Raw genomic sequence first — 26,093 nt, forward strand, 5'->3', positions numbered from 1 at the left:
CCCCCGGGCTGCCGCCGCCCGCCCCGGGCCCCGCGGCGGGCGGCGGGCGGCGGTACGCCGTTACGTCAGGACCCGACGGCCTCGGGTTCCTCGCGGATCACGGCCTGCGGCCGCTCCGCCGTGACGGGGCCCGGGGTCGCGGCCGGGGGAACGGCCGGGCCTCCCGCGACGAACGGCCGCCACCAGGGCTGCGCGGGAGCCCCGATGGACCCCGGCTCGAACGGCTGGCCCGGGATCGGCAGCGCGACGGCCGCCCCGGCGCCCTCGGCGGCGGCCAGCGTGCCCTCGCCCGGCTCGTCCCACGGGTGCAGGGCCAGGTTGAAGGTGCCCCAGTGGATCGGCAGCATCGTGCCGTGCGCGGCGCCGCCCTGCAGGTCGAGGTGGGCCCGCATGCCTTCCTCGGGGGTCATGTGGATGTCGGGCCAGTACTCCGAATACGCCCCGATCTGGATCATCGTGGCGTCGAAGGGGCCGTGCTCGGCGCCGATCTCCTTGAAGCCGGGGAAGTAGCCGGTGTCTCCGCTGTGGTAGATCCGGTGCTCGTCGCCCGCGACGACCCAGGAGGCCCACAGGGTGTGCTGCTGGTTGCGCAGACCGCGTCCGCAGAAGTGCCGGGCGGGGGTGGCCGTCAGGGAGAGCCCGGCGATCTTGGTGCTCTCGTTCCAGTCCAGCTCGCGCAGCCGGTCGGCGGACACGCCCCAGCGCTCCAGGTGCGCGCCCACGCCCAGCGGGACGGCGAAGACCGTGTCCGTACCGGCCAGGGCCTTGATGGTGGGCAGGTCGAGGTGGTCGTAGTGGTCGTGCGAGATGACCACGACGTCGACCGTGCCCAGCGAGGCCAGCGGGACCGGCACCGGGTGCAGCCGCTTGGGGCCGGCGAAGGGGAAGGGGGAGCACCGCTCGCCCCACACCGGGTCGAACAGCACGCGGCGCCCGTCGATCTCCGCGAGCACGCTGGAGTGCCCCATCCAGGTCAGGCGCAGACCGCTCGCGGGCGGCTTCGCCAGCTCCGCCAGGGTCGTCGGGTACACGGGAATGGGCGCGGCGGGACTGCGCCGCACCCGCTGTTCCCGGTGGAAGTAGATCTTGGCGAACTCCGACATCGACCCCGAGGGCCTGTTCCGGGCCCCGACCGGATTCTGGAAGACGCCGTCGGCGAAGTTCGGCGAGCGGCGGATGCGGTCCAGCCGGGCACCGGACGGGTCCGCGCCGAAGGCTTCGGGCCGCAGGGCGCGCAGCCGGGGACGCAAGGGACGGGAGCCGGTCAAAGCGCCTCCAGGGAGGATGGAGTAAGGGGTGGTCGTCTCTCTACGACCATCCCAACGCACACCGGCCCCGAAGGATTCCGCTTGCTGCCCCGTCCCCTTCGGCGCCGCCGTCACCCGTGCGCCCCGTCCCCTCCCGTGTCCCCTTCCCGGGTTCCCGTGCCCCCGCCCCGGGTTCCCGTGCGCCCGCCGCCGCGGGGCCGTACGTCTACAGCGGCAGCAGGTCGGGCCGCTTCGCCTCGACGTGGTCCCCGGAGGACTCCCCGCGCAGCCGCCGGCCGATCCACGGCACGAGATGGTCGCGCGCCCACTGGATGTTGTCGCGGGTGACGTCCACCGAGCCGCGCGGCCGCTGCGGCGGCCACGGCTGGTCGGGATCGGTCGGCACGTCCAGGCCGAGCACCTGCGCCGCGCGCAGTGCGACCCGCGTGTGCCCCTCGGGCGAGAGGTGCAGCCGGTCCGCGTCCCACGCCCGCCGGTCCTGTACGGACTTCAGCGACCAGAGGTCGAGCACCGGGCAGTCGTAGCGGTCGGCGATGGCGCGCACGTGCGCGCTGTACGTCGCCACCTTGCCCCGGAGGTGCTTGAGGACCGGCACGCCCCGGGTGTCGAAGCCGGTCGTGATCATGACCTGGCCGACCGCGCCGGCGAGGTCGGCCACGGCCGCCTCGAACCGCTCCGCCACGTCGTCCGGGTCGCTGCCGGGCCGGATGATGTCGTTGCCGCCCGCGCAGAAGCTGACCAGGTCCGGTGCGAGGGCCTTGGCTCTCGGAAGCTGGTCGGCCACGATCTGGTCGAGGAGCTTTCCGCGCACCGCCAGATTCGCATAACGGAAGTCGTGCTCGTCGCGCTGATCGGCCAGGAGCACGGCGAGCCGGTCCGCCCAGCCGAGATGCGAATCCCCGGGTCCCGGGTCCCCCACGCCTTCGGTGAAGCTGTCCCCGATCGCCGCGTACGAGCCGATGGTCTTGAGTTTCGTCGTCGTCGCTGCCACGGGACACCATCCTTCACTCCCGTAACCAACTTACGCCAACGTAATGAGGGGTTGACGGACCGTGATCTGTACCACGTGGGGGATAAGGAATAAGTACACATGAGGCCGGGACCCCCCTCGGGTCCCGGCCTCACGCGTGTCCGTGCTCCGACGGCGGGTGCCGTCAGATGCTCACGCCCTTCGAGCGGAGGTAGGCCAGCGGGTCGATGTCGGAGCCGTACGAGGGGCCCGTGCGGATCTCGAAGTGGAGGTGCGGGCCGGTGGAGTTGCCCGTGGAGCCGGAGAGGCCGAGGGTCTGGCCGGCGGTGACGCTCTGGCCGGAGGAGACGGACAGCTGGGACAGGTGGGCGTACTGGGAGTACTTGCCGTCCGCGTGCCGGATGACGACCTCGTTGCCGTACGCGCCGCTCCAGCCGGCGGAGACCACGGTGCCCGCGCCGACGGCCTTGACGGTGGTCCCGGAGCTCGCGATGAAGTCGACGCCGGTGTGGTAGCCGGAGGACCACATGCTGCCCGCGACCTTGTACTGGGTGGAGATGCCGCCGCCGAGCGGGGCGACGAAGCCGGAGGCCGACTGCTGCCCGGCGGGAGCCTCGGCGGCGGAGCCCTGCCGCGCCGGGGCCTTCGCGGCCGGCTTCGGGGCCGGCTTCGGGGCCGCCTTCGGGGCTGCCTTCGGCGCCGCCTCGGGGACCGGCTCCGGAGCGGCCTCGACCTCGGCCTCGGGGGCGGATTCCACCGGAGCCGCCTCGGCCGCACCGCCGAGGTTCAGCTTCAGGCCGGGGTGGATCAGCGACGGGTCGGTGCCGACCGCCTCGCGGTTGTCGGCGTACAGCTGCTCCCAGCCGCCGGACAGGTGGCGGTCGGCGGCGATCTGGGAGAGGCAGTCGCCCGGCACGACCGTGTAGACGCTCGGCGCGGTCCGCACGGCGGCGGCGGGCGCGGCCTGCAGCGGGGCGGGGAGCTGCGGGGCCACGGCGGGGGCCACCGCGGCCGCGACGGCCGGGGCACCGGCCGCGTGGGCGCCGGCCGCGCCGATCAGCGGCAGCGCGAGGGCCGCGCCACCCGTGCCTGCGACGGCGAAACCGCGCGATATCGAAAGGGACTTGGGACGGCGGTGCTTACCCTTTGCAGGCATGGCGAATTCCTCTCCGGCGCCTGCGAGGTGAGCTGTCGGGTTCGGACTGGAGATGTCCGGAGGTACATGAACGGCACATGTACGTCTTCACCCCGAGCCGTCCCGGCGAAAAAGATCTCCGGAACAGCGGCTTACCTGGTTCCCCCGCTCCTGCCGCACGAATGGTCGGGTGCGGTTTCCGGGCGGCGGCAGGATTCGGCGATCCACCCGGATCGATCGCGAAGGTAATCCCTTGCGCCAGCAGGGAACAAGCCATGAATTTCCTGACGGAATCACAGGACTGGGGAATCGACGGAATTCCGGTCACCCTGCGTCCATTACCCGCCGTCAACAACCGCTCCGACGGGGCCATTCGCCATTCCCGATCAGGCACTCACGGTCACCGTATGATCTGGCTCACGGAGACGTGCCCGATCTCGCCTCCGGATATGGCAAGTTGGCGCCAAACGGCTCAATTCGGACAGGCGTCTCAGCAGAAAGCGGAGGAGCTCACGTGACCCAGCAGATACAGGAGCCGGAGCTGATCGGAGTGCGCAATTTCCGCGATGTGGGCGGATTGCCGACTTCTGATGGGCGAAGGGTCAGGACGGGACGACTCTTCCGAAGCGGACATCTCGCACATGCCACCGAAACCGATGCAGAGTTCCTCGCCTCCCTCGGCCTCCACACCGTCTTCGACTTCCGCAACGGCGCCGACCACGCACTGGAGGGGCCGGACGTGGACCTGCCCGGCGTGCGGAACGTGAACATCCCGCTCTCGGATCCGGCCGACGGCCGGGAGTTCTGGCGGCTGGTGCGCGACGGCGACCTCGACCAGCTGCGCGAGATCCTGGGCGAAGGCAAGGCCGCGGCCCGGATGACGAACTCGTACCGCCGGATCATCGAGCAGCGCACCGCCGAGCACAGCCGGGTCGTGCACGCGCTCGCCGAGGACAGCGTCCCCGCCCTCCTGCACTGCGCGGCCGGCAAGGACCGGGCCGGCCTCTCGATCGCCGTGACCCTGCTCGCGCTGGGCGTCGAGCGCGAGGCGATCGTGGCGGACTACCTGGAGTCGAACGCCCCGCACCGCCGCTATCGGGTGCGCCGCAGCGGCGCCTCGGACGAGGCCCGCTCCCCCGAGGTGATGGAGCTGCTCGCGCCGCTCTTCGACGCCCGCGCCGAGTACCTGGTCGCCGCGTTCGAGACCATCGACGAGACCTGGGGCGGGGTGGACCCCTACCTGGCGGAGGGCCTCGGGCTGAAGCCCGAGACCCTCGGCCGGCTGCGTGACCAACTGCTGGAATAGACCGCCCGGAGCGGGCCGTCAGCGCTGGGCGACGGCCTGCTTCACCAGCGTCCTGCCGAAGTCCCACATCAGCCCTGAACCGCCGTGCGCCTCGTCCATGACCGCGCGGAAGGCGCCGACGAACCGGTCGACGTCCCGCTCGTCCACGACCAGCGGCGGAATGAGCTTGATGACCTCCAGGTGGTCCCCGGAGACCTGGGTGAGGATCCGGTGCTTCTGGAGCAGCGGCACCACGACCATCTGGGCGAAGAGTCCCTTGCGGGCCGCCTGCAGCATCGTCCACCGGCTGCGCAGACCCAGCGAGGACGGCCGGCCGAATTCGATGCCGATCATCAGCCCGCGCCCCCGCACCTCGTGCAGCAGCTCGTACTCGTCCACCATGGCCGCGAGCCGCCCGCGCAGCAGGTCACCCGTGGCCCGGGCGTGCGCGACGAGCTCCTCGTCCTCCATGACCGACAGCACCGCCAGCCCGGCCGCCATCGCCTGCGCGTTGGACCCGAAGCTCGCGGAGTGCACGAGCACCCGGTCCATGGACGAGTAGACCTTCTTGAAGATCCAGTCCTTGCCCAGGGTCGCGCCGACCGGCACGTAGCCGCCCGACAGCGCCTTGGCCACGCACACCAGGTCCGGCTCCACGCCCGGCTCGTGCTGGTACGCGTAGAAGTCCCCGGTACGTCCGAGGCCGGTCTGCACCTCGTCCGCGATGAGCAGCGCCTTGTGCCGGTGCAGGAGTTCCTGCGCGGCGAGCAGGAATCCGGGCGGGGCCGGGGCGACCCCCTTGCCCTGGATCGGCTCGACGACGAAGGCGGCGACGTCGCCCTTGCGGAGCTCGCGCTCCAGGGCGCCCAGGTCTCCCAGGGCGATCTTCGTGTCGGGGAGGAGGGGGGCGAAGCCGTCGCGGAACCCGCCTTCCCCGTTCACCGACAACGAGCCCGTGGTCAGGCCGTGGAAGGCGTGGTCGCAATAGAGGACCCTGGGCCGCCCGGTGGCGAACCGGGCGAACTTCAGAGCCGTCTCCACCGCCTCGGTGCCGCTGTTGCCGAAGAAGACCCGGTCCAGGTGCGGACTGTACGAGAGCAGCTTCTCGGCCAGCAGCCCCGGCAGCGGCGGGCAGTCGAAGCGGGTGAGGTCGGCGAGCTGTGCGTCCAGGACGTCGTGCAGGGCCCGGCGGACGACCGGGTGGTGGCGGCCCAGGCCCATCACCCCGAAGCCGGCCAGCATGTCCAGGTAGTCGTTGCCCTCGGAGTCCCAGAAGTGGGCGCCTTCGGCCCGCTCGTAGACCTTGTCGAAGCCGATGGTGTGCAGCATCCGGGGCAGTTGGTGGTTGAGGTGCCGGGCGTGCAGCTCGTACCGCTCCCCTCCGCGCGCGGCCAGCAGGGCGCCGAGGTCGAAGCCCTTGCCCCGGGCGCCCGCTCCTTCCTCCGCCGGGATCATGCCGACGCTTCCCGGTTGCCGCCGATCGTCTCCCGGGCCGCTCGCAGGGACTCCTTGAGGGAGCCCATGGTGGCGAGGACGGCGGTGGGCTCGTAGCCGCAGTGCGCCATGCAGTTCGCGCAGCGCGGGTCCTTTCCGCGGCCGTACTTGCTCCAGTCGGTGTCGTTGATCAGTTCCCGGTACGTCGGTACGTAGCCGTCGCTCATGAGATAGCAGGGGCGCTGCCAGCCGAAGAGGGAGTAATTCGGAATGGCCCAGGCCGTGCAGGGGAAATCGGCTTTCCCTTCCAGGAAGTCCAGGAAGAGCGGCGAGTGATTGAGCCGCCAGCGCCGCCGGTTGCCACCCGCGAAGGCCTTCCTGAAGAGTTCCCTCGTCTGTTCGACGCCGAGGAAGTGTTCCTGGTCGGGAGCCTTTTCGTAGGCGTAGGCGGGCGAGATCATCATCTCGTCGACCTGCAGGTCGTCATTGAGGTAGTTGAGCACCTCGATGATCGTCTGCGGGGTGTCCGTGTTGAAGAAGGTGGAGTTGGTGGTCACCCGGAATCCGCGCTTCTTCGCCTCCTTGATGGCCGCGACCGCCTCATCGAAGACGCCTTCCTTGGCCACGGACTGGTCGTGCCGCTCGCGCAGGCCGTCGATGTGCACGGCGAAGGCGAAATAGGGGGAAGGGGTGAACTTCTCGATCTTCTTGCGCAGGAGCATGGCATTGGTGCAGAGGAAGACGTACTTCCGCCTCGCCACCAACTGCCGGACGATCTCGTGGATCTGCGGGTGCATCAAGGGCTCGCCGCCCGCGATGGACACCATCGGCGCGCCGGACTCCAGCACGGCGCCGACCGCCTGGGCGACCGGCATGCGCTGCTTGAGCACCCCGGCCGGATGCTGGATCTTTCCGCAGCCCTCACAGGCCAGGTTGCAGGCGTAGAGCGGTTCCAGCTCGACGATCAGCGGGAACTTCTCACGCTTGCGGAGCTTCTGTTCGAGAAGATAGGTCCCGACCCTGATGGACTGGCGCAGCGGCATGGCCATCTGGCTCACCTCCTGGGGAGCAGCAAAGAACGGTGCCATTCGTAAAACGCGGGCAGTACGGCACGCAGAACGCGGAAGGCCGATATTCCCCCGCGAACCGTGCCGATACGGACGAGCTCATGCTCCGGAGCGTCCACGATCACCCGGACGGCCGCAACCGGGCGGCCGCCGCCCGGGCAGGGGCTGCCGAGGGTGGCGGTCCACAGGGTGGCCGCGGACTCCATGTCGACCGCGATGGCGCCGGTGGCGCGCAGCTGCGCGCGCTCCTGGCCGCGGACGACGTGGTCGGATCCGGTCAGTGCGCCGGTGTGCACGGTCCGGCCCGGTGCGGCCCGGGCCAGTGCCTCGGCGAGCAGGGCGGTGCCGGTGCAGGTGACGGCTCCCTGCGGGTCCCGGGTCTCCTCGGCGACGACCAGGTCGCCCGGGTGCATGCCGGGGACCAGTCCGGCGCAGAACCCGGTGGCGAGGACGGCGGCCCGGTCCATCCCGGGCCGGTCCAGTGCCCGGGCGACGGCCCGCTCGGCCGCGCGCGGGCCCATCCCGGTGCGCAGCAGGGAGTAGCCCCCGGCCGGGCCGCGGGCCGGCCCGGGCCCGGCGCTGCGCAGCGCCGCCTGCTCGATGCGCAGCGCGCAGGCGACCAGCAGCGGGCCGGGGTTCCCGGCCCCGTCCCCCTTGGTCCGCTCCGGCGCGGCGGACATCAGACGCCCACGCCCGCGGCGAGCGGTTCCCCGTACAGGTAGCGGCCGAGCGCGGTCAGCGGGAACACCTGCCGGTACAGGTGGTAGTTGATGGAGAAGTCCCAGGGGAAGCCGGTACCGGTGAAGTACGGCTCGTCCCAGGAGCCGTCCTCCCGCTGCGTCTCCACCAGGTGGGCGATGCCCCGTTCGACGGCCTTTCCGTCCCGCTCGCCGGCCGACAGGAGGGCCATCAGCGCCCACGCGGTCTGCGAGGCGGTGGAGGCTCCCTTCCCCGCCCAGGACGGGTCCTTGTAGGAGCGCTGGTCCTCGCCCCACCCGCCGTCCTCGTTCTGTACGGTCTCCAGCCAGCGCACGGCCCGGCGGATCGAGGGATGTCCCGGGGCGATGCCGGCCGCAGTGAGTGCCGGGAGGACCGATCCGGTTCCGTAGACGTAGTTGGTGCCCCAGCGGCCGAACCAGGCGCCGTTCGGCTCCTGTTCGGCGAGCAGCCAGGCGATGCCGCGCCGGGTCCGGGCGTCGCCCGCCCGGCCCTCGAAGGCGAGCATCTCCACGACGTGGGCGGTGACGTCGGCCGAGGGCGGGTCGATGACCTCGCCGAAGTCGCAGAAGGGCAGCTTGTTAGGGAAGGGGCTGGTGTTGTCGGCGTCGAAGGCGCCCCAGGCGCCGTTCTTCGACTGCATGCCCAGGTTCCAGGACACGCCACGGGCGATGGCCGCCTCGACGCGGGCCGGGTCGGGGTGCCGGATCCGGCGCAGGGCGAGGACGACCTCGGCGGTGTCGTCGATGTCGGGGTAGGTGTCGTTGTGGAACTCGAAGGCCCAGCCGCCGGGGGCCAGCCCCGGCCGCCGCACCGCCCAGTCCCCGCTGCGCGTGATCTCCTCGCCGAGCATCCAGTCGGCCGCCTTGACCAGCGCGGGATGGTCGGGGCGCAGGCCCGCGTCGGCGAGGGCGATCGCGGCCAGGCAGGTGTCCCACACCGGGGACTGGCAGGCCTCGATCATCCGGGCGCCGTCCTCGCGCCACACCGCGAAGCGGTCCAGGGATTCCAGACCGGCGCGCATCACGGGGTGCCGGAGGTCGTAGCCGAGCAGGTGCAGGGCGATGACGGAGTACACGGCGGGCGGCTGGATCCCGCCCCAGCAGCCGTCGTTCTCCTGGCGCTCGACGATCCAGCGGCCGGCGCTGGCCATGGCGGCCTTGCGCAGCCGGCGCGGGGCGAACCGCCGGTAGACGTGCAGGGCTTTGTCCATCCGCTGGAAGGCTCCCTCCCAACTGGTGGGTGGGGCAAGGCGCTTGACCGGGTTCGGCACCCGGGCGTCGGCGTGCAGTTCGTCGAGGGCGAAGGGGGCCGGGCGGACCGGGCGCAGCGCGGAGACCACGGTGAGCGGGACGATGGTCTGGCGGGCCCAGCAGCCGAAGTCGTAGATGTTCAGGGGCACCCAGGAGGGCAGGAACACCAGCTCGGGCGGGAGTTCGGGCAGGTGGTCCCAGTTCCACCAGCCGAAGAGCGCGAGCCAGATCCGGGTGAAGACGCGGGCGGCGGCGATCCCGCCGTGGGCCCGGATCCAGGCCGAGGCGCGGGCCATGTGCGGGGCGTCCGGCGCGTCCCCGGCGAGGCGCAGCGCGACGTAGGCCTCGATGGTGGCGGACAGTTCGGACGGGCCGCCGTGGAAGGTGGCCCAGGTGCCGTCCTCCCGCTGCTCGCCGCGGATGAACAGGGCCGCGGCGCGGGTGGTGGCCTCGTCCCGGATGCCGAGGAACTGCCGCAGCAGCAGGTCCTCCGCGTCCATGGTGACGTTGGTCTCCAGGTCGCCCTTCCACCAGCCCTCGGCGTCCTGACGCTCGAGCAGGTGCCTGGTCGCCCGCGCGGTGGCCTCGTACACGCCCGGTGGTGCCCCGTCCGGCGGCTCGGGCAGGTCCTCGGCGGCGCGGGCCGGGCCCACCCGGTGCGGTCCCGGGGGCGCGTCCGCGAGCACGCTCACGCGCACGCGGCCACCGGGCTCGCCCGGCGGGTCGGCCTCCGGGGCGGGGCCGGGCGGTGCGGCGCCCGGCGCCCGTGCCGGGGCCGACCGGTCCCCGGGCGGGGTCACGCGGACCCGGCCGCCGTCCGATCCGGGCGTGCCGCGCGGACCGTACTCGGCCCGCGGGCCGACGGCGCCGGGCGCGTCCCCGTACTCGGCCTGCAGGGCGGGCAGGCCTGCGCGGGGCGGGGGCGGGGGCCCCGCTTCGGCGGCCGGACCGCGGGCGCGCCCCACGGAGGGGCCCGCCGAAAGGCCCGGTGTTGATTCGCTGCCAGCGGCAGCGCCCTCGGCGCTGCCGTCGGTCGTCGCTGTCATGGCTTCCCCTTAGAACAGTGTCCTCTGCTGTGCTGGGGTCTGCCGTCGGCCGGTGCGCGCCACTCAGAAGGCGGCGCCGGCCGGCGACTCGCGATTCATATCCGCTGTCGGGTGGCGATCACCTCTTGCGCACGACGACGAAGTCGGCGAGGTCCACGAGCTGTTCGCGCACCCGCTGCGGCATGTCGACGTCATCGAGGGCCCGGATCGCGACGGCGTGCTGGCGGCGTGCCTCGTCGGCGGTCCACTGGCGGCCGCCGGCCTCCTCGATGAGCGCCGCGCGCGCCGCGAACTCCTCCTCCGAGAAGTTCTCGAAGTCGCTGGCCTTGGCGTCCGCGGCGAGCAGTTCGGCGAGCTGCTCGGAGGCCGGCCCGCCGGCCGCGAGGGCGGCGACCACCGGCAGGGACTTCTTGCGCTGGCGCAGGTCGCTCCAGGTCTGCTTGCCGGTGGCCTCCGGGTCGCCCCAGATGCCGAGCAGGTCGTCGACGGCCTGGAAGGCGAGGCCCAAGTGGTAGCCGTACTCCTCCAGCTTGTCGGCCGTACGGTCGTCCGCGCCGCCGAGCACCGCGCCGATGGAGACCGCGCAGGCGAGGAGCGCGCCGGTCTTGTTGCCCTCCATCTCGAGGCATTCCTCGACGCTGACGGTCTCGCGGTGCTCGTAGGAGATGTCCTGTGCCTGGCCGTCGATGAGCTTGCGGCTGGCGGTGGTCAGCCGGCGGGTCGCCCGGCCGGCCTCGACGGTGCCGAGCTCCAGCAGCACCTCGTTGGCGAGGGCGAAGAGGGCGTCGCCGACCAGGATCGCGAGGGCCGGCCCGTGCACCTTCCACACCGTGTCGCGGTGGCGGCGCTGCTCGTCGCCGTCCATCAGGTCGTCGTGCAGCAGCGAGAAGTTGTGCACGAGCTCGACGGCGACGGCTCCGGGGATGCCGACCTCGGCCGCGGCGCCCGCGGCTTCGGCGGACAGCAGCGCGAGGGCGGGGCGCACGGCCTTGCCGCCGTCGCCGTCCGCCGGGTTGCCCTGGGCGTCGATCCAGCCGAAGTGGTAGGCGGCGACGGTGTCCATGGGCGCGGCGAGCCGGTCCACGGCGGCGCGGAGCACGGGGGTCGACAGTGTGCGGCCGCGCTCCAGGAGGGCGATCGTGTCCGCCTTCTCCGCGCCCCTTCCGGCCGTGCCCACACTGGCATCCGTGTTCTCCACGGCCGGATTCCCCGGGTTCACTGGCTCTCCTCTTGTTCCTGTACGTGCTGTGCCGGTGTTGCTGGTCGTGCTCGTCGTGCTCGTGGTGCTCGTCATGCCGCCTCCTGCAGAGGGTGGTCGCGGTGGCGGCCGAGCGCGGCGAGTGCGGCGTGCGCCGCGCTCATTCCGCTCCGGACGGCGCCCTCCATGGTCGCGGGCCAACCGGTGGCAGTCCACGCACCGGCGAGGTAGAGCCCCGGCGTGTCGGTGTGCGCCCCGGGGCGCAGCCGGCCGACCCCGGGGGTGGGGGCGAAGGTGGCGGTCCGCTCCCGGGTGACGAAGAAGTCCCGTACCTTGGCGCCCCGCGCGGCGGGGAGCAGCCGCTCCAGCTCGGGCAGGTACTTGGCGCGCAGGACCGAGACGGGCTCGTCGATGTCGTCCTGGGCGGCGGACTGGGAGAGCGCCAGGTACTGGCCGCCGTCGGGGAGTCCGGAGGACTCGGTGCGGTCGAAGACCCACTGCACCGGCGAGCCGAGTGCGGCGAAGAAGGGCTGCTTGAGCACCTTGCGCTCGTAGACGACGTGCACGTTGAGGATGGGCGCGGTGCCGATGTCGAGGAGCTTGTCGGGGTCGGCGAGGGCGCCGGCCGGCAGCAGTCCGTGCGCCTCGCGCTGCGGGACGGCGAGGACGACGGTCCCGGCATCGAGGGACTCCTCCTCGGTGTCGACCCGCCAGTTCCCTTCGGCGGTACGGGAGATGCCCGTGACCCGGGTGCGCAGTTCGGTCCGCACGCCGGCCGCGTCGAGGGCCTTGCGGGCGAGCCCGTCGTGCAGGTCGCCCAGCGGTACGTGGGCCCAGCCGATGTCGGCGGCGCCGTTCTCGGAGAGCAGGCCGGTCTTGAAGACCATGGCGGCCAGACCCAGCGAGGACTGGGCGGCGGTCGCGTTGAGGGTGGCGATGCCGACGAGGTCCCACAGGGCCTCGATGGCGCGCGGGCTCTGGCCGTAGCGGCCGAGCCAGGTCGCGAAGTCCAGGCCGTCCAGGGCCGGGTCGGCGGGGTCGAGGCGGCGCAGCGCGAGGGCGGCGCGGCCGACGCTCGCGCGCTCGGCGAGGGACAGGTGCGGGTAGCGGGCCAGCGACCCGGCCAGGTGGAGGGGCACGGGCAGGGCGCTGCGGCGCAGCCGTCCCAGGCGCGGGCCGCCGGGGTGGGCCACGTCGAGGACGGGTACGTCGAGCCGGTCCTGGAGGGGGGCGAGGGCGGCCCCGTCGACGCGGTCGAGGAACCACCGGTAGGCGGTGCAGCAGCGCAGGTAGACGTGCTGGCCGTTGTCGACGTCGAGGTCGCCGCGCTTGAAGGAGAAGGCGAGTCCGCCGAGCCGGGGGCGGCCTTCCAGCAGGGTCACGCGGAGCCCGGCGTCGGCGAGTTCGAGGGCGGTGGTGACCCCGGCGAGGCCGCCGCCCACGACGACGGCGTGGTGGTCGGTGCCGGTCATGCGCCCTCCCCCGTGGTGCGGTCGCCCTCCGGGCCGGCCGGTCGGTCCTGGGCGGGCGAGGCCGCCCCGTGTGCGGCGGCCCGCCCGGCACGGCCGGAGTCCGCCGGAAGAGACGCGCCCGCCGCCGTGGTGGTTGCCCGGGTTCCGTCCCGGCCGGGACGACCCGCCGGGCGCAGGCTCGGGCGCAGCGCGGCGGCGCCCGCCGCGCGGGCCTCCGGGACGGTCACCAGGGCGCCGGACGTGCCCGCGCGGCGGGGGGTGACGGACGCACCCGTGCTGTGGGCTCGCGCGGCCCGGTGCGGTGCGGCGGTCGCGCATGCCGGGACCGCTCCCGGAGCGGTCCCCGGGGGCAGGGTGATCGAGGCCATCAGGGCCGCCTCCGCGTGCTCTGGCGGGAGATGGTGCGCGCGTCGAGGCCGGACAGGCCGCGGACGGCGACGTACGCCTTCTCGTGCGGCGGCAGCGAGACGCGGCCCCGCAGCACCGCCTCCGGCTCCCGCTCGATGCGGTCGAGGAGACGGCGGTAGATGCCGGCCATGGCGGCCACGCAGGCGCCGCTGCGCCGGTCGAGCATCGGCAACAACCGGTAGCCCTCGACGAACAGGGCGCGGGCCCGCCGGACTTCGTGGTGGACCAGCCCGGCGAAGTCGGAGCCGGCGGGCGCCCGGTCGCCGTGGAAGCCTTCCGAGCAGCCGAACTTGGCGAGGTCCTCGGCGGGCAGGTAGGTGCGTCCGTTGCCCGCATCCTCGCGAACGTCGCGGAGGATGTTGGTGAGTTGCAGGGCGAGGCCCAGGGTGTCGGCGTACTCGGCGGCGCGCCCGGAGTCGGCCGCGGCCGCGGTGGTGCCGAACACGCCGAGGGAGAGCCGGCCGATGGCTCCGGCCACGCAGCGGCAGTAGGCCTTGAGGTCGTCCCAGGTCTCGTAGGTCTCGCCGCGGACGTCCATCAGGACGCCGTCGATGAGCTCGTCGAGGCCGCCGAGCGGGATCGGGAAGCGGCGGGCGGCGTGCGCGAGGGCGACGGCAACCGGGTCGGTGTCGTCCTCGTCGATCTCCTCGGCCAGGATCCGCCCGAGCACGGCGCGCGTCTCCTCCAGCCGGGCCAGCTTGGCCTCGGGCGCCAGCGTGCCGTCGCCGATGTCGTCGACGCGCCGGGAAAAGGCGTACAGCGCGGACATCGCCTGCCGCTTGTCGGTGGGCAGCAGCCGGATGCCGTACGCGAAATTGCGCGCCTGTGAACCGGTGACGGCCTCGCAGTAGCCGTAGGCCGCCGCGATCGGTGCGGACATCGCAGCCGGTGCGGACGCATGTGTGGGGCCCTCCACGGTCGGGCTCACCCCTTTCTCGGCGCTGTGCGCAGGACGGCGGCAACCTCGCGGAGCAGGCCGCTCTTGGTGGGCTTGGGTGGGCCGGGGAGTACGTCGAAGCCGGCGGCCGTGACGGCCCGCAGGGCTGCGCGCCCTCCTCCCACGAAGCCCGCGAGCAGCAGCCGGAGTCTGCCGTGCACGCTACCCACGAGCGGGGCGCCTTCATTCAGCAGCTCGCGTGCGCGCTCAGTTTCGAATGCGACCAGGGCGCGTACGGACGCGCCGGCGGTCGGGGCCGCGAGATCGGCCTCGCTCACGTGGAAGCGCCGCATGTCCTCGGCGGGCAGGTAGATCCGGTCGTTGCCGAGGTCCTCGGCGACGTCCTGGATGTGCTCGACGATCTGCAGGGCGGTGCAGACGGCGTCGGAGCGGCGGATGCGTTCGGGCGTGCTGGTGCCGGTGAGGGAGAGCACGAGGCGCCCGACCGGGTTCGCGGAGAGCTCGCAGTAGCCGACCAGGTCCCCGTAGGTCTCGTAGCGCGTGACCCGCTGGTCCTGGCGGTTGGCCTCGATGAGCCCGAGGAAGGGCTCGGGGGTGAGGCCGTGGGCGCGGACCACGGGCTGCAGGGCGAGCAGCAGGGGGTGCCTGGGGGAACCGTTGAAGACACGGCGCAGGTCGGCCTCAAAGGCGTCGAGCATCGCGAGCCGGTCGTCGGCCGCGTCCGGTTCGAGGCCGAGGAGCACGGCGTCGCGCCCGCCGGGGGCGAGGTCGCCGTCGCCGATGTCGTCGACGAGGCGGGCGTACCCGTAGACGGCCGTCAGCCCGTCGCGCCAGGCGCGGGGAAGGAAGGCGGGGGCGACGGGGAAGTTCTCCGCCGATGCCTTGTCGAGGGTGGCGCTCACGTGGACCGTGTCGGACAGGGGTCGGATGCCGTGCGCCGCGGTCACCGGCCGCCGCCCGGGGCGGGGACGGCCGTCGTGCGTGGGGGCCGGAGAATTCCCGTAGCCATTGCCGTCACATCTCCCGTTCTACACTGCCGACCCAATACATCCTATTTCGGACACGCCGCCGGGGGTTTCCCCGGGGCTGCCCCAGGGCCGTTCACCTGCGGGGAATCGTCCCCTCTTGCCGCGATTCAGGACCGCTTCAGCTTACGCTGTAGAACGTCGCGGAGGCCTCTCGGGTATTCGCTCCGGCGTCGAATGTCGCCGCGGAATGCGACAGCACGCCTAAGGCCCCCGGCGCGCTGAGCGGCGGGGGCCTTCGGGTGAAGCGGAGAAGCGCCGCGAAGAGCGCCGCGCGACCCGGAGGTCAGCCGTTGGTGGCCTTCTCGTATGCCGAGACGACTTCCTCCGTCGGGCCGTCCATCAGGAGCTCGCCCTTCTCCAGCCAGAGCACCCGGTCGCAGGTGTCGCGGATGGACTTGTTGTTGTGGCTGACGAGGAAGACCGTGCCGGCCTTCTCCCGCAGTTCGCGGATGCGGTTCTCCGAACGCACCTGGAAGCTGCGGTCGCCGGTGGCCAGGGCCTCGTCGATCATCAGGACGTCGTGGTCCTTGGCCGCCGCGATGGAGAAGCGCAGGCGCGCCGCCATGCCGGAGGAATAGGTGCGCATCGGCAGGGAGATGAAGTCGCCCTTCTCGTTGATGCCCGAGAAGTCGACGATGCTCTGGTAGCGCTGCTTGATCTGCTCGCGGCTCATGCCCATCGCGAGACCGCCGAGAACGATGTTCCGCTCGCCGGTGAGGTCGTTCATCAGGGCCGCGTTGACACCCAGCAGCGAGGGCTGGCCGTCGGTGTAGACCTTGCCCTCCTCGCAGGGAAGCAGGCCCGCGATGGCGCGCAGCAGGGTCGACTTGCCTGAGCCGTTGGAGCCGATGAGGCCGATGGCCTCGCCGCGGTACGCCGTGAAGGAGACCCCGCGCACGGCGTGGACCCGCCGGACGCCAGGGGCGTCGCCCTTCTTCCGGCGGATTATCTTGCTGAGCGCGGCAGTGGCCGCGCCCTTGCCGGCGCTGCCGGTGTTGACTCGGTAGACGATGTGGACGCCGTCCGCGATCACGGTGGGGACGCGCCCCTGGGTGTTGTCAGCCACGGCCGTAACGCTCCTCAGACTTCCAGAAGTACACGAAGCCGCCGAGGCCGATCACCACGGCCCAGCCCACGGCGAAGAGCCACACGTGCGGGGGCAGGTTGCTCGAACCGTAGTCGTCGATCAGCGCGAACCGGATGAGGTCCATGTAGATCGCCACCGGGTTCCACAGCAGCACGTCGCTGATCCACTGCGGCTGCTCCTTGAGGTAGATCCCGATCGGGAACATGACCCCGGAGGCGTACATCCAGGTGCGCATCACGAACGGCATCAGCTGCGCCAGGTCGGGGGTCTTGGACCCCATCCGCGCGAAGATCATGGCGAGGCCGGTGTTGAAGACGAACTGCAGCACCAGCGTCGGGATCACCAGCAGCCAGGAGAGCCGCGGGTAGTTGCCGAAGCTGATGGCGATCACGAAGACGACGATCATCGAGTACAGCAGCTGCTGGAGCTGCTGCAGGGAGAAGGACACCGGCAGGGAGGCTCGGGGGAAGTGCAGCGCCCGCACCAGCCCGAGGTTCCCGGAGATCGCCCGGACGCCCGCCATCAGCGAGCTCTGGGTGAAGGTGAAGACGAAGATGCCGATCACCAGGAACGGGATGTAGACGTCCTTGGGCATCTCCCGGCCCGCGCCGAGGATCACGCCGAAGATCAGCCAGTAGACGACCGCGTTCAGCAGTGGGGTCGCCACCTGCCAGACCTGGCCGAGCTTCGCCTGGCTGTACTGCGCGACCAGCTTGGCCCGGGAGAAGGCCATGATGAAGTGGCGGCGGCCCCAGAGCTGCCGTACGTACTCGCCCAGGCGGGGCCGGGCGCCGCTGACGGAGAGGCCGTACTTCCTGGCGAGCTCCGCGGAGCTGAGCCCCGCGTCTTCGGACGGCGGCTTGCTCGTGGCGAGGGCGCCGTCGTGGGTTGTGTCACTCACAAGTTGAAACTTTCGTCTTCAAGATGCGGCCAGGTGGGCATCAGGCTGGTGGCGCGAGGCCCGTGATCGCGCCATGTTCCCAGACGCGGGCTGGTCAGATGACAGGCGGTCGGCCCAGCCGGGTCAACCGCCAGACCGTACGCCATCTCATGGGGCGGCGGGGTCCGCAGGGAGTGGTCCATCCCTCCCGGAATCCGCCGAACCAGGCCTTGAGCGCCGGTGCCGAGGGCCTGCGTACGAGCGTCAGCAGGAGCCAGACGCCCAGGTAGACCGGGACCAGCGGAGCGGGCAGGTTGCGGCGGGCGAGCCACACCCGGTTACGAGCCACCATACGGTGGTAGACCGCGTGCCGGGAGGGGGCGGTGGTCGGATGCAGCAGGACCATGTCCGCCCGGTAGTCGATCAGCCACCCGGCGTCGAGCGCCCGCCAGGCCAGATCGGTCTCCTCGTGGGCGTAGAAGAACTCCCCCGGCAACCCTCCGACCTGCTCGAACACCTTCGTGCGGACGGCGTTGGCGCCGCCCAGGAAGGTGGTCACGCGGGAGGAGCGCATCGGGTCCGAGGCACGCAGCCGCGGCACGTGCCGGCGCTGGGTCTCGCCGGTGTCCGGATCGGCGATCCGGAAGCTGATGATCCCGAGCCCGGGGTCCTCGGCGAAGGCCTGGCGGCACAGCTCGGCGGTGTCGGTGCGCTCCAGCAGCCCGTCGTCGTCCAGGAAGAGCAGCGCGTCCACCTCGCCGCCGCCGGGGCCGAAGGCCTCGATGCCGACGTTGCGGCCGCCGGGGATGCCCAGGTTCTCGGGCAGCGTGACACTTCGCACACCCTCGGGCAGGCCGGTGACCTCGACGCCCTGGCCCACGACGACCACCTCGACGGGGTCGCCCTGCTGGCGGGCCACCGAGTCGAGGAGCGCCTTGAGCTCGTCGGGCCGGTTGCCCATGGTGATGATCACGGCGCCCAGCCGCATCGGGGCGGTCACTTGAGCCTGCTGGAGGCCAGGATCGACACCAGGTGCAGCACGGTCTGCAGCACCGCGATGCCGGCCAGGACGGCCACACCGACGCGGGACCAGTACAGGTCGCCGCGCATCTGGTCCAGGACGGCCAGCACCAGGATGAGCAGCGAGGCCTCGATGCCGAGGACCAGGCGGTGGAACTTGAGCGCGGCGGCGGCCCGGCGGGCGAGCGCCATGCCGGACGAGCGCGGCTCGGCCGCCGCGTCCTTGACCACCGGCTTGCCGGCCTGGTGGCGGGCGACGCCGACCAGGTCGGTCTCGGCCTTGATCAGGATCGCGCCGAGCGCCGCGAGGGTGCCCAGGAAGGCCCAGAGCCAGTCAATCCGCCCGGGGCCCCACAGGTCCGCGGCGCGCAGGCCGAAGCCCACGAGGACGGCCGCGTCGCACAGGTAGGCGCCGACGCGGTCGAGGTACACCCCGGAGAGCGAGAACTGCTTCTTCCAGCGCGCGACCTCTCCGTCGACGCAGTCGAGCAGCAGGTAGAGCTGGACCGCGACCACGCCGAGGACGGCGCCCAGGATGCCGGGCACCAGCAGGGCCGGAAGGGCGAGGACGCCGGCGAGGGTCATCACGTAGGTCAGCTGGTTCGGCGTGACCTTGGTGGTGACCAGGAGGCGGGTGATGCGCAGGGAGATCTCGCGCATGTAGAGGCGCCCGCCCCAGTGCTCGCCGCTGACCCGGTCCTTGACGCCCGCCGGGTGCACGACGGGCCGGAGTTCAGCTACGGATGGTCTTGGCATAGTCGGCGTAAGCGTCCCTGATCTCGGCTGCGGACAGGTTGAGGTGCTCCAGGATCGTGAATCGTCCCGGGCGGGTCTGGGGGGCGTACTCGACGGCCGTGACGAACTCGTCGACGCTGAATCCGATCTCCTCGGGCGCCACCGGCAGGCCGTGCCGGCGCAGCACCTCGGTGAAGAGGCCGGACTGCTCGGCGGCCCCGCGCAGGTGCATCGCGAAGGCGGCGCCGATGCCGACCTGCTCGCCGTGGAGCGCGGAGCGCCCCGGGTAGAGCAGGTCGAAGGCGTGGCTGATCTCGTGGCAGGCGCCGGACGACGGGCGGGAGTCCCCGCTGATCGACATGGCGATGCCGGAGAGGACCAGCGCCTCGGAGAGCACGGTGAGGAACTCGTCGTCGCCGCAGCCGCCGGGGTGGCGCAGCACGGACTCGCCGGCGGTACGGGCCATGGCGGCGGCCAGGCCGTCGACGGGCTCGCCGGTGATCTCGTGCGAGAGCTCCCAGTCGGCGATCGCCGAGATGTTGGAGATCGCGTCGCCGATGCCGGCGCGGATGAACCGCACCGGGGCTTCCTTGATCACATCGAGGTCGATGACCATGGCGATGGGGGTCGGGACGCCGTAGGAACCGCGGCCGTTGTCGTTGTCCAGGATGGACACCGGCGAGCAGATGCCGTCGTGCGAGAGGTTGGTGGCGACGGCCACCATGGGCAGGCCGACCCGCGCCGCGGCGTACTTCGCCACGTCGATGATCTTGCCGCCGCCCAGGCCCACGACGGCGTCGTAGCGGCGGCCCTTTATGTCGTCGGCCAGCTTGACCGCGGAGTCGATGGTGCCGTCGACGACCGCGTACCAGTCGGCGTGCGGCAGTACGGGCTCCAGCTTGGCGCGCAGCGCCACGCCGGAGCCTCCGCTGATCGCGATGGCCAGCTTGCCGGAGGCGGAGATCCGCTGGTCGGCCAGGAGGCCGGCCAGGTCGTCCATCGCCCCGCGACTGATGTCGACGACGACGGGCGAGGGGATGAGCCTCGTCAGTACTGGCATGCGATCGTCCGGCCCTTGGCGAGGTCGTCGTGGTTGTCGATCTCGACCCACTTGACGTCGCCGATGGGGGCCACGTCGATGGTGAAGCCGTCGTTGACGAGCTGCTGGTAGCCGTCCTCGTAGTAGAGGTCGGGGTCGCGCTCGAAGGTGGTCTTCAGGGCCTCGGCGAGCTGCTCGGCGGCCTCGGGCTCGATGAGGGTGACACCGATGTACTCGCCGGTGGCGTCGGAGGGCTCCATCAGCTTGGTGATCTTCTGGACTCCCTTCCCATCGGCGGTGACGACCTTCATCTCCTCGTCGGCCAGGTTCTTGACCGTGTCGAGGGCGAGGATGATCTTCTGGCCGTTGCCGCGGGCGGCGAGCAGGGTCCTCTCGACGGAGACCGGGTGGACGGTGTCGCCGTTGGCGAGGATCACACCCTGCTTGAGGACGTCACGCGCGCACCACAGGGAGTAGGCGTTGTTCCACTCCTCGGCCTTGTCGTTGTCGATCAGCGTGATCTTGACGCCGTACTTGGCCTCCAGGGCCTCCCGGCGGGCGTACACGGCTTCCTTGCGGTAGCCGACGACGATGGCGACCTCGGTCAGGCCGACCTCGGCGAAGTTGCCCAGCGTCAGGTCGAGAACCGTCAGGCTCTCCTCGTCACCCTCGGGGCCGACCGGCACGAGCGCCTTGGGCAGGGTGTCGGTGTAGGGACGCAGACGGCGTCCGGCACCGGCAGCGAGTACAAGGCCGATCATGCTGGTTCTCCTTCGTCATGTACGGCGGGTGCTCCGGAGGAGACCCAGAATCGGATGCTCTCCACGAGCACCACGAGTGCCACGAACACGGCCGTGACCGTGAGCGCGACGGGGAAGTCCGCTGCGCGCGAGGCGAGGACGGCCGCCAGGACCGTGAGCAGCAGGACCCGGCCTTCGTGGCCGCCGATCGTCCGCACCAGCCAGTGCGGGGGCGCGCCGGTGCCGCCGCGGATGCGGTACACCGTGTCGTAGTGATGGTAGGCGACCGCCGCGATCAGGCCGAATGCCGCCGGAAGGGCTCCGGGGACGTTCGCCTTGGCGGCCAGCACGAGGACGGTGACGTACTCGGCGGCCCGGAACAGGGGCGGGATCAGCCAGTCCAGGGCGCCCTTGAGCGGTGCGGCGACGGCCAGCCCCGACGCCATGACGTAGATCACCGCGGCGGCGATCAGCCGCGGGTCGCCGAACGGCAGCCACAGGGCCGCCCCGATCATCAGCGCCGCGCCCAGGGCCGCCACGAACACGGACCCGAAGGACCCGGCGCGGCCGCGCAGCAGCCGGGCCTGGAGCTCGGCGAGCGGCCCGGAGTCGGCGAGGTCCGCGAGGGCCTGGGCCGCACGGTCGGTGCGGGTGGCCTTGCGGGTCAGGGAGCGCAGGACCCGGCCGGCGGTGGTGTAGAGCGCGCCGAAGGCGCAGCCGACGAGCAGGGCGTAGAAGACGGTGCGGGGGGTGGTGAGGGCGGTCAGGACCGCGATCATCGCCCAGCGCTCGCCGATCGGCAGGATGATCATCCGCCGGACCCACACGGTCCAGCCGACGCTGTCGAGCTTGTCGGAGAGCGCCGCCGTGGGACTCGTGTTGGCGGTGGCGTCGTGGTTGGCCTCGTTGAAGGAGAAGTCCACGACGTGCCGGCAGGTCATGAGGATCATGGCGCCGGTGGCCAGGGCCCAGACGTCGTCGCCGTTCTTGGCTGCGCCGAGCGCGAGGCCCGCGTAGAAGGAGTACTCCTTCGCGCGGTCGAAGGTGGCGTCGAGCCAGGCGCCCATCGTCGAGTACTGGAGCGAGTAGCGGGCGAGCTGCCCGTCGGTGCAGTCCAGTACGAAGGAGACGAGGAGCAGCACGCCGGCCGCCACGTAGCCCCAGCGCTCGCCCGTGGCGGCGCAGCCGGCCGCGATCAGCGCGGTGATCAGCGAGGCGGTCGTGACCTGGTTCGGGGTCAGGCCGCGGCGCGCGCACCAGCGGGCGATGTAGCGCGAGTACGGGCTGATGAAGAAGGTGGTGAAGAAGCCGTCGCGGGACTTCACCGCGGTCCGCAGGCGCACGGCCTCCTCGTCGACGGCGGCGACGGCGGCGGTCGCCGCGTCCCGTTCCGCCGGGCCGGCGGGGACCGTCGCGACGAGGGTGCCCAGTTCGGGGCGCTGGACGGAGGTCCCGGCGGCCTCGACCGCGGCGGCGAGCCGGTCCGCGTACGGGGCGGTGCCGTCGGCGTCCGCTCCGGTCGCGACGGCGGCCTTGTCGAGGGCGTCGCGGGCTCCGGGCTGGACGGCGAGTGCGCCGGTGACGGCGCAGGCGTCGAAGCGCGGATCGGTCAGCGCGAGGCGCAGTGCGTGCACGTGCCCGACGAAGGCGCTGTCCACGACGGCCACCCGCTGGTCGGCGGGTACGGCGGCCAGGGCGGCGGCGGCGTCCTCGGCGCCGGTGGCGGGGCGGACCTCGAAGCCGAGGGAGCGCAGCTCGTCCGCGAGCGGTGATCCGGGGACCGGCAGGCCGGTGAGGATGACGGTCGGCAGACGAACTCACTCCTTGTAACGGATTCCGGACGGGCGCCTCGGGGGCGGCGGCACGTCGGCAGAGGCTATCGGATGAATGGAAGCAGGGGTTCATCACCCGTTCACGCCCCGATCAGCCGAATATCGCGGCCCCGGGCCGGGTCGCGATCATCATCGGTGATCACGGCGCGGTACCACAAACGGCCCGGATGTTACGGTGGGCACGCCCCTGAACGTGTCGAGTGGAAAGAGGTGGGTTGATGACCGTCGTAGTGGTCGCGGCCGTGCGCAGCGAACTCCGGTACATCCCCACTTCCCGTTTCCTCCGGGCATCCGGCCGGGCCTGATCACACAGCTGGGCCTCGTCGGCCGGAGCCCCCGTTCCAAGGGTTCACGTTGACCGACAACAACACCTTCACCGACCACGCCTTCACCGAGGCCTTCTTCGCCCTGCACCACGGCCTGCCCCGGCAGGCCCCGGGCTCCGACGCGACCACCCGCCACCTGCTGTCCCTGTGCGGACCGCTGCCCGAGCGGCCGCGCGTCCTCGACCTGGGCTGTGGTCCGGGCCGCAGCGCCCTGCTGCTCGCCGCCGAGGCGGGCGGCGGCGCCGGCGCCGAGGTGACCGCCGTCGACCTGCACGCCCCCTTCCTCGAAGAGCTCCGCACGGCCGCCGCGGCCCGCGGGCTCGCCGGCCGCGTCCGCACCGTCGAGGCGGACATGGGCGCACTTCACGCCGGGGACTCCGACGGCTTCGCGGACGGCTCCTTCGACCTCGTATGGGCGGAGGGCTCCGCCTACATCCTCGGCTTCGACGCCGCGCTCGCGCGGTGGAAGCGGCTGCTCGCCCCGGGCGGCACCCTCGTCCTGACCGAGTGCCAGTGGACGGTGCCCGAGCCGTCCGCGGGCGCCCGCGCCTTCTGGGACCCGCACTACGCGCTGCGCACCACCGCCGGCAACCTCGCGGCCGCCCAGGCCGCCGGGTACCGGGTGCTCGGCGTGCACCACCTGCCCGATTCCGACTGGGCCGAGTACTACGAACCGCTCGCCGAGCGGGTCCGCACCCTTTCCGGCGCCGCCTCCCCCGCGATGGCCGCGGCCCTGGCCGCGAGCCGCGAGGAGCTCGACGTACGGGCCCGGCACGGGCACGAGTACGGGTACACGGGATACGTCCTGAGCCCGGTGACCGCCGGTGCGGGCGACGCCTGGCCCGCCCGCCCGGAGACCGCGGCCGACGCGGCCGCGGTACGGGAGGTCAACCTCGCGGCGTTCGAGACCCCGCTGGAGGCGGACCTCGTGGACGCGCTGCGCACGGACGCGGCCTGGCTGCCCGGGCTGTCGTACGTGGCCGAGGCCCCGGACGGATCGGTGGCGGCGCACGCGCTGCTCACCGCGTGCCGGGTCGGCGGGGAACGGGCGCTCGCGCTCGCCCCGGTGGCCGTCGCGCCCGCGTTCCAGCGCTCGGGCGCGGGCAGCGCGGTCGTCCGGGCCCTGCTCGCGGCGGCCGCGGAGCGCGGGGAGTCACTGGTCCTCGTGCTCGGGCACCCGGAGTACTACCCGCGCTTCGGTTTCACACCGGCGTCGCGCTTCGGGATCCGGGCGCCCTTCGAGGTCCCGGACGAGGTGATGATGGCGCTGGTGCTCGACGCTTCCGTGCCGGTGCCCGCGGGCATGATCGAGTATCCGGCCCCCTTCGGAATCTGACGCGCGCGCAAGGCCGTCGCGCAGGACCGCGCAGGACCGATGTGATCCGCCCCTCGTCGCCTAGCACGGGACGGGGGGCGGACATGCGCGGATCTCCGAAGTGGGGACAAGCCTCTTTTGTACGGCAGACTGAAGGCCGAAGTCCGAAGCGAAGGATGGGTATGCCGACCACACCAGCCACCGCCGCGAACAGCGCGTCCAACGGCACCGGTACTCAAGAACCGATCATGCTCGAACTGGTCGACGAGTCCGGCAACACCATCGGCACGGCGGAGAAGCTCTCCGCCCACCAGGCGCCCGGGCAGCTGCACCGGGCGTTCTCGGTGTTCCTCTTCGACGAGCAGGGCCGTCTGCTGCTCCAGCAGCGGGCCCTCGGGAAATACCACTCCCCCGGCGTCTGGTCGAACACCTGTTGCGGTCACCCCTATCCCGGGGAGTCGCCGTTCGCAGCGGCGGCCCGGCGGACCCACGAGGAGCTGGGGCTGTCGCCCTCGCTGCTCGCGCAGGCGGGGACGGTGCGCTACAACCATCCGGACCCCGCGTCGGGTCTGGTGGAGCAGGAGTTCAATCACCTGTTCGTGGGACTCGCGCAGGCGGTCGTGCGGCCCGATCCGGAGGAGGTCGAAGCCACCGCCTTCGTCACCGCCGAGGAGCTGGCCGAGCGGCATGCCGAAGTGCCGTTCTCGGCCTGGTTCATGACCGTGCTGGACGCGGCGCGGCCCGCGATCCGCGAGCTGACCGGCGACGCTGCCGGCTGGTAGCCGGACGCCGTCCTGTTCTCCGGAGTCCTGCCCGTACGCCGTCCTGTCTCCCGGGTCCTGCCCGTACGCCGTCCCGCTCGTCCGCCGCTGCGCCGTCCGCCGCTCAGCCGGCCGCCGGCGGGGCGGTGAGCGGCAGGGCCGCCCAGATGACCTTGCCGCCGGTCGAGGTGTGCTCGACGTCGCAGACCCCGCCGGCCTCCCGCGTGACCTCCCGTACGAGGAGCAGGCCCCGGCCGCCGGTCTGGCCGAAGTCGGCCTCCAGCGCCTTGGGCCGGTACGGGTGGTTGTCCTCGACCGCCACCCGCACCCACTCGCGGCCGATCGCGACCTCGACCGCGACCTCCGGCGAGAGCAGGGCGGCGTGCCGGACCGAGTTCGTCACCAGTTCGGAGACGATCAGGAGCAGGGAGTACACGAGGTCCTGATGGGCCGGCACCCCCTGGCGCCCGAGCAGGTCCCGGACCGCCCGGCGGGCCTGCGGAACGGATTCTTCTACGGCGGGCGCCGTGAACCTCCACACGCCCTCGTACGCGAGGGGGTCGGCCGGAGCCTCCGGCTCCCCCTCCTTGGCTGGCGGGACGCTCCCGCTGACATCCATCTTCCGTCCCCCGTCTTCACGCTCGATCGTCTCCACGCGTCAAGAGTGGGGAACGGGCTGGTCCGGACCCGACTGCTGACCAGAAGTCAGCGTCAATCGGACACATTCTGACCACTGGCGTATGACAGAGTCAGTTGTTCGACTGTTCCTGATCTTCCGCTGGGCGCTTCGCGGCCGACTCGCGGGCCCCGTCCGCCGCGGCCGCCTCCCGCGGCTCCTCGTCTTCCCTGACCAAGCCCAGGATGCGCCGGGCCCCCGCGCCCAGGGCGATCAGGCTCAGGCCGTCGAACAGGAGGGCGAGGGAGAAGAAGGTTCCGATCACGTACAGACTGTTGCCGGGCCGGTCGGAGAGGATCAGGATCCCCAGCAGGACCCCGAGGCGCCCTGGAAGAGCGAGCCCGAAGTGCGCTCCGCGCACCACCAGCGCTCCGACCAGCCAGGGCCAGCAGCCCGTAACTGCGGCTGAGCTCCTTCTTCTGCCGCTGCGGCTCCCGGCCCCCCGCCTCGGCCCCGGTACGGTCTGCACGGTCCGTGCCCACGGACGCGCCATCTCCTCGCAC

At 72.1% G+C, this 26,093-nt stretch carries 25 protein-coding genes and 1 riboswitch; of the genes, 4 read left to right on the forward strand and 21 right to left on the reverse strand.

All coding sequences use genetic code 11. The annotated features are described in order from the left end of the window. Positions 1-65: 65 nt before the first annotated feature. From PV721_RS03630 to PV721_RS03640, 3 genes are all read right to left on the reverse strand, one after another. A complete protein-coding gene (locus PV721_RS03630; RefSeq protein WP_319721312.1) occupies positions 66-1,268 on the reverse strand; it encodes an MBL fold metallo-hydrolase in 1,203 nt (400 codons plus the stop codon). A 205-nt stretch (positions 1,269-1,473) separates the two neighbouring features. Further along, positions 1,474-2,259 carry an SGNH/GDSL hydrolase family protein gene (locus PV721_RS03635; protein WP_319721313.1) on the reverse strand — a complete coding sequence of 262 codons (786 nt, stop codon included), beginning with the start codon at positions 2,257-2,259 and terminating at the stop codon, positions 1,474-1,476. A gap of 163 nt (positions 2,260-2,422) precedes the next feature. Next, positions 2,423-3,394 (reverse strand): LysM peptidoglycan-binding domain-containing M23 family metallopeptidase, encoded by a 972-nt coding sequence (locus PV721_RS03640; RefSeq protein ID WP_319721314.1) that lies wholly within the window; start codon positions 3,392-3,394, stop codon positions 2,423-2,425. Positions 3,395-3,398: 4 nt separating this feature from the next. Beyond that, positions 3,399-3,605, reverse strand: a riboswitch (cyclic di-AMP (ydaO/yuaA leader). 282 nt (positions 3,606-3,887) lie between these two features. Between PV721_RS03640 and PV721_RS03645 the strand changes: the two genes are divergently transcribed. Then, entirely contained in the window at positions 3,888-4,679 is a 792-nt protein-coding gene (locus PV721_RS03645) for a tyrosine-protein phosphatase (RefSeq protein ID WP_319721315.1), read from the forward strand. An 18-nt stretch (positions 4,680-4,697) separates the two neighbouring features. On the opposite strand, the gene PV721_RS03650 is transcribed toward PV721_RS03645, so the two are convergent. From PV721_RS03650 to PV721_RS03725, 16 genes are all read right to left on the reverse strand, one after another. Then, a complete protein-coding gene (locus PV721_RS03650) occupies positions 4,698-6,113 on the reverse strand; it encodes an aspartate aminotransferase family protein (protein WP_319721316.1) in 1,416 nt (471 codons plus the stop codon). Next, positions 6,110-7,141, reverse strand: coding sequence for an adenosyl-hopene transferase HpnH (gene hpnH / locus PV721_RS03655; protein ID WP_319721377.1), 1,032 nt, complete (start codon positions 7,139-7,141; stop codon positions 6,110-6,112). The genes PV721_RS03650 and hpnH overlap by 4 nt, the downstream gene beginning before the upstream one ends. A 5-nt stretch (positions 7,142-7,146) precedes the next feature. Next, positions 7,147-7,839 carry a 1-hydroxy-2-methyl-2-butenyl 4-diphosphate reductase gene (locus tag PV721_RS03660; protein WP_319721317.1) on the reverse strand — a complete coding sequence of 231 codons (693 nt, stop codon included), beginning with the start codon at positions 7,837-7,839 and terminating at the stop codon, positions 7,147-7,149. Further along, on the reverse strand, positions 7,839-10,175 hold the full coding sequence (shc, locus tag PV721_RS03665; RefSeq protein ID WP_319721318.1) for a squalene--hopene cyclase: 2,337 nt from the start codon (positions 10,173-10,175) through the stop codon (positions 7,839-7,841). Before shc ends, PV721_RS03660 begins: the two co-directional genes overlap by 1 nt. Before the next feature lie 118 nt (positions 10,176-10,293). Then, a complete protein-coding gene (locus PV721_RS03670) occupies positions 10,294-11,469 on the reverse strand; it encodes a polyprenyl synthetase family protein (protein ID WP_319721319.1) in 1,176 nt (391 codons plus the stop codon). Next, the gene (gene hpnE, locus PV721_RS03675) at positions 11,466-12,845 is read right to left on the reverse strand and encodes a hydroxysqualene dehydroxylase HpnE (protein ID WP_319721320.1); all 1,380 of its coding nucleotides are present in this window, start codon (positions 12,843-12,845) and stop codon (positions 11,466-11,468) included. Before hpnE ends, PV721_RS03670 begins: the two co-directional genes overlap by 4 nt. Further along, complete coding sequence (locus PV721_RS03680; protein WP_319721321.1) at positions 12,842-13,213, reverse strand: hypothetical protein; 372 nt, start codon at positions 13,211-13,213, stop codon at positions 12,842-12,844. Before PV721_RS03680 ends, hpnE begins: the two co-directional genes overlap by 4 nt. Continuing rightward, a complete protein-coding gene (gene hpnD, locus PV721_RS03685) occupies positions 13,213-14,133 on the reverse strand; it encodes a presqualene diphosphate synthase HpnD (protein WP_319721322.1) in 921 nt (306 codons plus the stop codon). The genes PV721_RS03680 and hpnD overlap by 1 nt, the downstream gene beginning before the upstream one ends. Positions 14,134-14,177: 44 nt before the next feature. Further along, the gene (gene hpnC / locus PV721_RS03690) at positions 14,178-15,080 is read right to left on the reverse strand and encodes a squalene synthase HpnC (RefSeq protein WP_416371018.1); all 903 of its coding nucleotides are present in this window, start codon (positions 15,078-15,080) and stop codon (positions 14,178-14,180) included. 382 nt (positions 15,081-15,462) lie between these two features. Beyond that, entirely contained in the window at positions 15,463-16,245 is a 783-nt protein-coding gene (locus PV721_RS03695) for an ABC transporter ATP-binding protein (RefSeq protein ID WP_319721324.1), read from the reverse strand. Further along, positions 16,238-17,167 (reverse strand): ABC transporter permease, encoded by a 930-nt coding sequence (locus tag PV721_RS03700; RefSeq protein WP_319721325.1) that lies wholly within the window; start codon positions 17,165-17,167, stop codon positions 16,238-16,240. The genes PV721_RS03695 and PV721_RS03700 overlap by 8 nt, the downstream gene beginning before the upstream one ends. A gap of 94 nt (positions 17,168-17,261) precedes the next feature. Continuing rightward, positions 17,262-18,134 carry a glycosyltransferase family 2 protein gene (locus PV721_RS03705; RefSeq protein ID WP_319721378.1) on the reverse strand — a complete coding sequence of 291 codons (873 nt, stop codon included), beginning with the start codon at positions 18,132-18,134 and terminating at the stop codon, positions 17,262-17,264. Positions 18,135-18,142: 8 nt separating this feature from the next. Then, positions 18,143-18,922, reverse strand: coding sequence for a CDP-alcohol phosphatidyltransferase family protein (locus tag PV721_RS03710; protein ID WP_319721326.1), 780 nt, complete (start codon positions 18,920-18,922; stop codon positions 18,143-18,145). After that, positions 18,900-19,961 (reverse strand): iron-containing alcohol dehydrogenase family protein, encoded by a 1,062-nt coding sequence (locus PV721_RS03715; protein WP_319721327.1) that lies wholly within the window; start codon positions 19,959-19,961, stop codon positions 18,900-18,902. Before PV721_RS03715 ends, PV721_RS03710 begins: the two co-directional genes overlap by 23 nt. Further along, positions 19,949-20,701: a phosphocholine cytidylyltransferase family protein gene (locus PV721_RS03720; RefSeq protein ID WP_319721328.1), complete on the reverse strand. Its 753-nt coding sequence runs from the start codon at positions 20,699-20,701 to the stop codon at positions 19,949-19,951. The genes PV721_RS03715 and PV721_RS03720 overlap by 13 nt, the downstream gene beginning before the upstream one ends. Further along, positions 20,698-22,314 carry a DUF5941 domain-containing protein gene (locus tag PV721_RS03725; RefSeq protein WP_319721329.1) on the reverse strand — a complete coding sequence of 539 codons (1,617 nt, stop codon included), beginning with the start codon at positions 22,312-22,314 and terminating at the stop codon, positions 20,698-20,700. The genes PV721_RS03720 and PV721_RS03725 overlap by 4 nt, the downstream gene beginning before the upstream one ends. Between PV721_RS03725 and PV721_RS03730 the strand changes: the two genes are divergently transcribed. The 3 genes from PV721_RS03730 to idi all read left to right on the forward strand — a co-directional run bounded on the left by PV721_RS03730 (position 22,309) and on the right by idi (position 24,935). Next, the gene (locus tag PV721_RS03730; RefSeq protein WP_319721330.1) at positions 22,309-22,452 is read left to right on the forward strand and encodes a hypothetical protein; all 144 of its coding nucleotides are present in this window, start codon (positions 22,309-22,311) and stop codon (positions 22,450-22,452) included. The genes PV721_RS03725 and PV721_RS03730 overlap by 6 nt on opposite strands. A 414-nt stretch (positions 22,453-22,866) precedes the next feature. Beyond that, positions 22,867-24,174 (forward strand): bifunctional class I SAM-dependent methyltransferase/N-acetyltransferase, encoded by a 1,308-nt coding sequence (locus tag PV721_RS03735; protein ID WP_319721331.1) that lies wholly within the window; start codon positions 22,867-22,869, stop codon positions 24,172-24,174. Between the two features lie 161 nt (positions 24,175-24,335). Next, entirely contained in the window at positions 24,336-24,935 is a 600-nt protein-coding gene (gene idi / locus PV721_RS03740; protein ID WP_319721332.1) for an isopentenyl-diphosphate Delta-isomerase, read from the forward strand. A 103-nt stretch (positions 24,936-25,038) separates the two neighbouring features. Here the strand turns inward: idi and PV721_RS03745 are convergent, their stop codons facing one another. Together PV721_RS03745 and PV721_RS03750 are read right to left on the reverse strand one after the other, a co-directional pair. Next, on the reverse strand, positions 25,039-25,533 hold the full coding sequence (locus PV721_RS03745; RefSeq protein WP_416371019.1) for an ATP-binding protein: 495 nt from the start codon (positions 25,531-25,533) through the stop codon (positions 25,039-25,041). Positions 25,534-25,663: 130 nt separating this feature from the next. Then, positions 25,664-25,951: a hypothetical protein gene (locus tag PV721_RS03750; protein WP_416371017.1), complete on the reverse strand. Its 288-nt coding sequence runs from the start codon at positions 25,949-25,951 to the stop codon at positions 25,664-25,666. Positions 25,952-26,093 lie beyond the last annotated feature (142 nt).

This window comes from Streptomyces sp. MB09-01 (genome assembly GCF_033794505.1).
In the GTDB taxonomy this organism is placed as follows: Bacteria; Actinomycetota; Actinomycetes; order Streptomycetales; family Streptomycetaceae; genus Streptomyces.

Coding starts and splice junctions, on each gene's coding strand:
- PV721_RS03640 (WP_319721314.1), bottom strand. CDS start 3,394: ATGCCTGCAAAGGGTAAGCACCGCCGTCCCAAGTCCCTTTCGATATCG.
- PV721_RS03650 (WP_319721316.1), bottom strand. CDS start 6,113: ATGATCCCGGCGGAGGAAGGAGCGGGCGCCCGGGGCAAGGGCTTCGAC.
- hpnH (WP_319721377.1), bottom strand. CDS start 7,141: ATGGCCATGCCGCTGCGCCAGTCCATCAGGGTCGGGACCTATCTTCTC.
- PV721_RS03660 (WP_319721317.1), bottom strand. CDS start 7,839: ATGTCCGCCGCGCCGGAGCGGACCAAGGGGGACGGGGCCGGGAACCCC.
- shc (WP_319721318.1), bottom strand. CDS start 10,175: ATGACAGCGACGACCGACGGCAGCGCCGAGGGCGCTGCCGCTGGCAGC.
- PV721_RS03670 (WP_319721319.1), bottom strand. CDS start 11,469: ATGACGAGCACCACGAGCACGACGAGCACGACCAGCAACACCGGCACA.
- hpnE (WP_319721320.1), bottom strand. CDS start 12,845: ATGACCGGCACCGACCACCACGCCGTCGTCGTGGGCGGCGGCCTCGCC.
- PV721_RS03680 (WP_319721321.1), bottom strand. CDS start 13,213: ATGGCCTCGATCACCCTGCCCCCGGGGACCGCTCCGGGAGCGGTCCCG.
- hpnD (WP_319721322.1), bottom strand. CDS start 14,133: ATGTCCGCACCGATCGCGGCGGCCTACGGCTACTGCGAGGCCGTCACC.
- PV721_RS03705 (WP_319721378.1), bottom strand. CDS start 18,134: ATGCGGCTGGGCGCCGTGATCATCACCATGGGCAACCGGCCCGACGAG.
- PV721_RS03710 (WP_319721326.1), bottom strand. CDS start 18,922: ATGCCAAGACCATCCGTAGCTGAACTCCGGCCCGTCGTGCACCCGGCG.
- PV721_RS03715 (WP_319721327.1), bottom strand. CDS start 19,961: ATGCCAGTACTGACGAGGCTCATCCCCTCGCCCGTCGTCGTCGACATC.
- PV721_RS03720 (WP_319721328.1), bottom strand. CDS start 20,701: ATGATCGGCCTTGTACTCGCTGCCGGTGCCGGACGCCGTCTGCGTCCC.
- idi (WP_319721332.1), top strand. CDS start 24,336: ATGCCGACCACACCAGCCACCGCCGCGAACAGCGCGTCCAACGGCACC.
- PV721_RS03745 (WP_416371019.1), bottom strand. CDS start 25,533: ATGGATGTCAGCGGGAGCGTCCCGCCAGCCAAGGAGGGGGAGCCGGAG.